The 2,045-nt window shown below is 33.3% G+C and carries 1 protein-coding gene; it reads left to right on the top strand.

Features of this window, described 5'->3' with window-relative positions:
- Nucleotides 1-2,045: UvrD-helicase domain-containing protein (locus D8837_RS09180; protein ID WP_142999008.1), on the top strand; the 2,045-nt coding region annotated here is incomplete at both ends.

Raw genomic sequence — 2,045 nt, 5'->3', positions numbered from 1 at the left:
TGAAAGATTTTTACAAATTAGTTAGAAATTTTGCTGGTAACCGGAAAGATGAATCAAATTTTAAAAATCAAGTCTATAAAATTTATGACTTTTTGCAATCTACAAGTAATCCTCAAAAATGGCTTAAGGAGAATTTTCTTAAAGGATTTGAAAAAGCTGATTTTACCAGCGAAGAAGACAAACTAATTGAACAAATCAAACAAGCCCTTTGGGATTTGGAAAGTTTTTTCCGTTACCATCTGGATAATGATCCTAAGAAAAAAACAAAACCTGCCTATTTGGATAATATTGCCAAGGTTTTGAATGAGATTTCATCTTTAAATCACGAGTCTACCCCCGAAGACTATAAAAGAGTCCTGTTGAGCGTGATAGATATATCAAAACAAAGCCGAGGTCAGGCCTTGCGTAATTACGCTAAGAATTCACTTGCTGATGCCTATAATGAAGAGAGAAAGACTCAGTTTGCTAAATTAGAACAACTATCAAATCAGGCAACGATACTCGGATTTCAAGAACATTATCACGAAGAAACTTGGGTACTAGCTAAAACTTTCCAATCTTTTATGAGTGATTTTGTGGAGGCTTATCGTCAACGCAAACGCCAGGAAAACGCCTATGAGTTTGCGGATATCAGTCATTACACCATTGAAATTTTAGAAAAATTTCCTCAAGTTCGTAAGGATTATCAGGAGCGATTCTATGAAGTTATGGTCGATGAGTATCAAGATACCAATCATATTCAAGAGAGAATGATTGAACTCCTATCTAATGGCCGTAATCGCTTTATGGTGGGGGATATTAAGCAATCTATCTACCGTTTCCGTCAGGCAGATCCTCAGATTTTCAATGACAAATTCCAACTCTATTCTCAAAATTCTCAAGAAGGTAAACTGATTTTACTCAAAGAGAACTTCCGTAGTAGTTCAGAAGTGCTGTCAGCAACCAATGCTGTTTTTGAACGTCTGATGGACAAAGAAGTTGGAGAAATTAGTTATGATGACATGCACAAACTTGTCTATGCTAATTCTACAATAAGTCCTAACCCTGAAAACAAGGCAGAACTTATTTTGTATGATGAATCAGACGATGAAGTCCAAATAGAAGATTCAGATACTAGCGAAGATCAGATTGCAGATAAAGCGACTAATAATCCTAATAAATACAGGTTGTTAGCACTGAAAATTAAGACTCTTCAAGGAGAAATTGAGGAGCAAATTGTAAATTATGAATTAGAAATAAACACAATAAAGGGAAAACTAGCAGATGTAACTAATTCCGAAAAAGAAGAATTAAATAAAAGAATTAAATATCTTCAATCAGAAATAGATATTTTAAGAGATAAACCGATTGCTATTTTAGTGTCAACTAGAACGTATAATTCTCAAATTATTCAAACTCTGAGTGATTTTGGTATAGCAACGGCATCAGATAGTGGAGAACAAATTTATTTGAAATCACTAGAGGTTCAGGTGATGTTGGAAACTTTACGTGTTCTTCATAATCCTTTGCAAGATTATTCATTAGTAGCACTCATGAAGTCTCCTATGTTTAATTTTGATGAAGATGAACTTGCTCGTTTATCGCTTCAAAGTAAGAGTGAAAACAGAATTGATAATTTATATACAAAACTACTTAATGCTAAATCTCGAAGCGGTTTTCAAAATGATCTTATTACTGAACAATTATTTGATAAGTTGACTGGATTTTTAGAAACCCTTGCAAGTTGGCGTTCTTATGCTAAGACACACTCATTGTATGATTTAATTTGGAAAATATATAACGACCGCTTTTATTATGACTATGTAGGTGCAATGCCAAATGGTGCTGTTAGACAAGCCAATCTTTATTCTTTAGCAATAAGAGCTGATCAATTTGAAAAGAATAATTTTAAAGGCTTATCCAATTTTATAAATCTCATTGATAAAATATTGAACTTAAAGAAAGATTTGGATGAAGTTCCAGCATATGCACCTCAAAATGCTGTTCAATTGATGACAATCCATAAAAGTAAAGGTCTTGAATTCCCATATGTCTTTATAGTTGGT

The sequence above is a fragment of the Streptococcus mitis genome (genome assembly GCF_003942965.1).
Taxonomy (GTDB): domain Bacteria; phylum Bacillota; class Bacilli; order Lactobacillales; family Streptococcaceae; genus Streptococcus; species Streptococcus mitis_BH.
Note: the sequence above shows the minus strand (reverse complement) of the source record. Positions and strands in the feature narration are given on the sequence as shown.